This is a genomic window from Parasphingorhabdus sp. (assembly GCF_036964675.1).
Taxonomy (GTDB): Bacteria; Pseudomonadota; Alphaproteobacteria; order Sphingomonadales; family Sphingomonadaceae; genus Parasphingorhabdus.
Genome location: NZ_JBALTF010000109.1, coordinates 1 through 4,918 on the forward strand (window position 1 = coordinate 1; position 4,918 = coordinate 4,918).

At 60.2% G+C, this 4,918-nt stretch carries 6 protein-coding genes; 4 read left to right on the forward strand and 2 right to left on the reverse strand.

Translation table 11 applies throughout. The annotated features are described in order from the left end of the window. The 4 genes from V7665_RS13015 to sppA form a co-directional block, all read left to right on the forward strand. Nucleotides 1–226, forward strand: a 226-nt coding sequence (locus V7665_RS13015) for a TQO small subunit DoxD (RefSeq protein ID WP_335664965.1), incomplete at its 5' end; no start/stop codon positions are given. A 4-nt stretch (nt 227–230) separates the two neighbouring features. Next, nucleotides 231–755 (forward strand): sigma-70 family RNA polymerase sigma factor, encoded by a 525-nt coding sequence (locus V7665_RS13020; protein WP_335664966.1) that lies wholly within the window; start codon nt 231–233, stop codon nt 753–755. A 1-nt stretch (nt 756) separates the two neighbouring features. Then, a complete protein-coding gene (locus tag V7665_RS13025; RefSeq protein ID WP_335664967.1) occupies nt 757–1,398 on the forward strand; it encodes a DUF1109 domain-containing protein in 642 nt (213 codons plus the stop codon). A 51-nt stretch (nt 1,399–1,449) separates the two neighbouring features. After that, entirely contained in the window at nt 1,450–3,342 is a 1,893-nt protein-coding gene (sppA, locus tag V7665_RS13030) for a signal peptide peptidase SppA (RefSeq protein ID WP_335664968.1), read from the forward strand. Here the strand turns inward: sppA and V7665_RS13035 are convergent. Then, nucleotides 3,315–3,947, reverse strand: a complete 633-nt coding sequence (locus V7665_RS13035; protein WP_335664969.1) for a trimeric intracellular cation channel family protein — start codon at nt 3,945–3,947, stop codon at nt 3,315–3,317. The two genes, sppA and V7665_RS13035, sit on opposite strands and share 28 nt — an antisense overlap. Next, a complete protein-coding gene (locus V7665_RS13040) occupies nt 3,944–4,624 on the reverse strand; it encodes a PepSY domain-containing protein (protein ID WP_335664970.1) in 681 nt (226 codons plus the stop codon). The genes V7665_RS13035 and V7665_RS13040 overlap by 4 nt, the downstream gene beginning before the upstream one ends. Between the last annotated feature and the right edge of the window lie 294 nt (nt 4,625–4,918).

The window sequence follows — 4,918 nt, forward strand, 5'->3', positions numbered from 1 at the left end:
CTATACGGAGCATTTTCTGCCGTTATTGCTGTTGCTTGGTCTGGCAACGCGGCTCGGTGCGCTTGGCGTGCTCGGCATGACGCTGGTGATCCAGACATTCGTGTTCCCGGAAATGATAATCTGGTGGCAGACCCATATCATCTGGGTGGCAATGGCGCTGGTCCTGATCGTGCGCGGCGGCGGGATGTTCTCGCTGGACCGGCTGATCGATCACAGGCTGGGCTGATGCGGTGATCGCCAATGAAGAAACTTTTCGGCGCCTGATGATCAAGGCGCAGGGTGGCGACAAGCTCTGCTATTCCAGCTTGCTGGTCGAATGCGAAAAATGGCTGCGGCGCTATTACGCCCGCAAGATCAACCCGGCGGCAATTGATGATCTGGTGCAGGAAACCCTGATCTCGCTCCATCGCAAGCGCGCAAGCTATGATCCGGCCCGGGCGTTTCTCCCCTGGCTCGCCGCCATCGGACGCTACCGCTGGATCGACAGTCTGCGGAAGATTTACAGGCACGAGCATGATCAGCTTTATGAAGAAATGGTCGCCGATCCGCAGGATGGGGATGTGACCGCCAAGGTCAGCCTCGAACGGCTGCTCGGCATGATCCCGCCCAAACAGGCGGAAGTGATCAGCCTGGTCAAGATCGAAGGCCTCAGCATTATCGAGGCAGCGGCCAAAACCGGCCAGTCTGAATCGCTGGTCAAAGTGAATATCCATCGAGGGCTCAAGAAAATGAGCGCCCTAATCGAGAGTGAATGACATGAGTGGAGTTGCAAATAATCTGATCGAAAATCTGGTCGAGGATCTGGAACCGGTCCGGACATTGAAGCCGAAAAGCGGGCTGGCGATTGTCGGCGGCATCACATTGATCGCTGTCATCGCCGTGGCGGCCACGCTCGGCGTGCGCAATGACCTGATGCTCGGCATGGCCAACGAGATGTTTTTCCTGCGCAGCGGGGTGCTGCTGATGCTCGGTTGTGCAACCGCGATTACCGTGGTCAATATGGCTCGGCCCGGCGTCGGAAAGCTGAGCCGCGGCTGGGTCTGGGCGCTGATCACCGCTGCCCTGTTTCCGCTGACCGCCGCGATCATGAGCGCGATCAACATGCCGCCGGTGGAAGCTTTGCGCCCGATGGAAGGGTTGAAATGCCTGACCGTCAGCGGGATGGCGGCGCTGGCCATTGGCAGCGGCCTGACATTGTGGCTGCGGCAAGGCGCGCCAACCTCGCCGGAACGCGCGGGCTGGCTGATCGGTCTTGCCTCGGGCGCGCTCGGCGCGATGGCCTATAATATCCACTGTCCGTTCAACGATATCTATTATGTCGGACTGTGGTTCACGATCCCCGTCATCATTAGTGCGGTATTCGGCCGGCTGGTCGTCCCCCATCTTATCCGCTGGTAATATCCCTGCCCGATCCCATATAGGACGGGTTAATCCGGTCAAAACAGGGATATGAATATGCAGTTTGCGCGGGCAGCTTGGAAATTTCTGGTTGCGATAAAGGACGGCATGGTGCTGATCGCCATGCTGCTGTTTTTCGGCGCGCTCTATGCCCTGCTGTCATCGCAGCCCAATAGCGGCGCGATCCGCGACGGAGCCTTGTTGCTCGATCTGAACGGCGTGATTGTCGAAGAACCCGCAGCACCAACCTTCGAGGATTTTCTGGCCGGCAATAGCGACAGCCCGCGCGAATATCGCTTGCGGGATGTCGTGCACGCCATTGATGCGACGGTGGAAGACGATCGGGTCAAGGCCATCGTCCTTGACCTCAGCAGTTTTGCCGGTGGTGGCCAGACCAGTCTCACCGATGTCGGCGAGGCGCTTGACCGGGCAAAGAAGGCCGGCAAGCCGATCTATGCTTTCGCCAGTTTCTATAGCGATGACAGCTATCAGCTCGCCGCCCATGCAACAGAAATCTGGATGGACCCAATGGGCGGGATTATTTTTGCCGGCCCCGGCGGCAACCGGCTCTTTTACAAGGGCCTGATCGACCGGCTTGGCGTGACCGCCCATATTTACCGAGTCGGCACCTACAAGAGCGCGGTTGAACCCTATATGCGCGCCGACCAGTCACCAGCTGCGCGCGAGGCGTCCGCAGCGCTCTACAGCGTGCTGTGGGACAGCTGGCTTGCCGAAGTTAAAAAGTCCCGGCCACAGGCGATGGCCAAGCCCTTTGCTGATGATCCGGCCGCTTTCATCACCGCCGCTGGCGGCGATTATGCCTCGGTTGCGATGAAGCAGGGGCTGGTCGACAAACTGGGCGACAAGACTGCCTTTGACCGCTTTGTCGCGGAGCAGGTCGGCACCGACGAAAAACCCTCGCCGGACAGTTTCCAGAGCATCGACTATGATGACTTTGTTGCAGCGCATCCGCTCGATAGAAAAGGTTCCGCAATTGGTGTCATCACCGTCGCAGGCGAAATTGTCGGCGGCAAAACCGGCCCTGGCATGGCTGCCAGCGGACGGATTGCCGAGCTGATTTACACGGCGCTGGATGAAAATGAGATCAAGGCGCTGGTGGTCCGCGTCGATTCGCCCGGCGGCTCGGCCTTCGCCAGCGAAGAAATTCGCCTCGCCTTGCTCGAAGCGAAGAAAAAGAAGCTGCCGATCGTCGTTTCGATGGGCGATGTCGCGGCCAGCGGCGGCTATTGGGTCGCGACTGCCGGCGACCATATTTTCGCCGAGCCCGATACGATCACCGGGTCGATCGGGGTATTCGCGGTGCTGCCGAGCTTTGAAAAGGCATTGGCCAAATGGGGAGTCACCGCCGACGGTGTTCAGACAACGCCCTTGTCGGGCGAGCCCAATTTCGTCGGCGGTTTCAGCGAAGATCTCAATGCCATTTTGCAGGCTGGGGTCGAAAACAGCTATGGCGACTTCGTCAAACTGGTAGCGGCAGCCCGCGGCAAGACGCCGGCACAGGTCGATACTATCGGACAGGGCCGCGTCTGGGACGGCGGCACCGCGCGGCAGCTGGGTCTGATCGACGGCTTCGGCGGCATGAAAGACGCGCTCGCCGAGGCGGCCAAACGCGCCGGTCTGGTAGAAGGCGATTACCACCCGCAATATCTCGATCCGCAAGCCAGATTCTCGTGGCTGCCATTTGATGGCATTCCCTTTGTCCGGCAGGAAAGCGCGCCGGTTACCGGTGTGGTCGGCTGGGCCGCACAGCGCCAAAAGGCAATTTTCGGCCAGGCTCTGGCAACCGCTCAGGGCCTGTTGGCGCGCGAAGATGTTCAGGCCTTGTGCCTCGAGTGCGGAGGCGGCATCCAACGGAACAGCAAGGCATCCGCCAGCTGGATCGAACAACTGCTCGGCTATTCCTTCTCGTCTGTTCCACGATAGGCGGGCAAGGACAGGCCCTTGACGATGGCCAGCGCGCGCAGCGCAAAACCGGAGACGAAGGCGATCAGCGCGGCGATGAAGCCGGGGATGCCGAATTGTGCGAGCAGCACAAAAAGAAAGGCAGAGAGCGCGCCTGCGGTCACATAAAGTTCCGGACGGACGATGATCGAGGGTTCGCCCGAAATCAGATCGCGGATCACCCCGCCAACGCTGGCCGTGATAACGCCCATGATCGCCGCCGGCAGCGGATCGATGCCCAGTTGCATTGCCTTGGCGGCGCCGAACACGGAATAGGCTGCCAGGCCAATGGCGTCGAACCAGTCAACCGCCGCCGGTCGCCAGAATTTGACCGGTGTGACCCAGACCAGCAGCGCGATGCCAAGGCAGAGCAACGGAACCCGGGCGTCCTGCACCCAGAAAACCGGTGCTCCGATCAGCAGGTCGCGCACCGTGCCACCGCCGACGCCGGTAACCAGCGCGAAAAAGGCAAAGGTCACCAGCGTCTGCCGATTGCGCGCCGCGACCAGTGCCCCGGAAATGGCAAATACCGCGATCCCGAACAGGTCGAGCCAGCCAAGCGCGCTATATAATAAGGCGGAATTCATGACGGCATGCGCCGCTTGCGCCGACGCCTTGTGAACAGCATGACAAAGCCGAGTATCGATCCGAGCAGGGCAATGGCTGCCGAGCCGATCAATATCGGGTGGCTGGTGTCCTCGCGCGTCTGCAGATCCATGATATGCAGACCCCACATGAAATCAAAGGCCCGCCAGAATTTGGTCCGCACCGCAATCAGCTCGCCGCTGTCCGCATCAATATAGAAGCGCGCATCATCGTCAAAGATGATCTGCCAGGATGGCCGTCCACTGCGCTGTTCCATCGGAGCCTGGTCCGCAGCAAATAATGTGACCGACCGGATCGCCGCTGCGTCGGATCGGGCCGCGCTCGCCAGCATATTGGCTTCGGCTCCTGAAACCGGCGGCAACAAAGCGCCGGTCAGGGCATCCGCGCGCCGCTTGCCGCCATCGGCATAAGCGATCACCCAATAAGGGCCGGCGCTATTCTGTTGCAGGGTCAGGCTCTTTGCCTGCCGCCCTTCGAGCAAGGGTGCGACGGGCTGCATCGCATCCAGCGCCGGGACTTCGCTGCGCAAATGATTGCCACGCACGGTTTCAATCGGCTGGATCACCATCAGCAATCCGCTCGCGGTCCAGATGATGATCGGCACCCCGATCAACCAGCCGAGCCAGACATGCCAGCGCATGAGTTTATAATGTTTCATGATGGGGCCCCCTAAAGTTCCCCGGCGCAGGCCGGGGTCCATCTCCCAATCGTTCCGATGAGAATATCTAGTGGTCTATAGACGTCGCGTCCCGCAATCAAATGCCATGGCGTTTTGACAGTAGCCCGGGAGATGGACCGCTCTGCTTAAGAAAGCTTCGGGGAAGCTTTCGTCGCCTGTGCCCTCCGCCGGGGCACAGCCTACATATGGATCGGCTTGCCCTGCACCGCCATCGCCGCTTCCTTGATCGCTTCCGAATGGGTCGGATGGGCGTGGCAAGTATAAGCAATATCT

Excerpts from the sequence above, each read along its gene's own strand:
- sppA (WP_335664968.1), top strand. The coding sequence starts at position 1,450 with ATGAATATGCAGTTTGCGCGGGCAGCTTGGAAATTTCTGGTTGCGATA.
- V7665_RS13040 (WP_335664970.1), bottom strand. The coding sequence starts at position 4,624 with ATGAAACATTATAAACTCATGCGCTGGCATGTCTGGCTCGGCTGGTTG.
- V7665_RS13025 (WP_335664967.1), top strand. The coding sequence starts at position 757 with ATGAGTGGAGTTGCAAATAATCTGATCGAAAATCTGGTCGAGGATCTG.
- V7665_RS13035 (WP_335664969.1), bottom strand. The coding sequence starts at position 3,947 with ATGAATTCCGCCTTATTATATAGCGCGCTTGGCTGGCTCGACCTGTTC.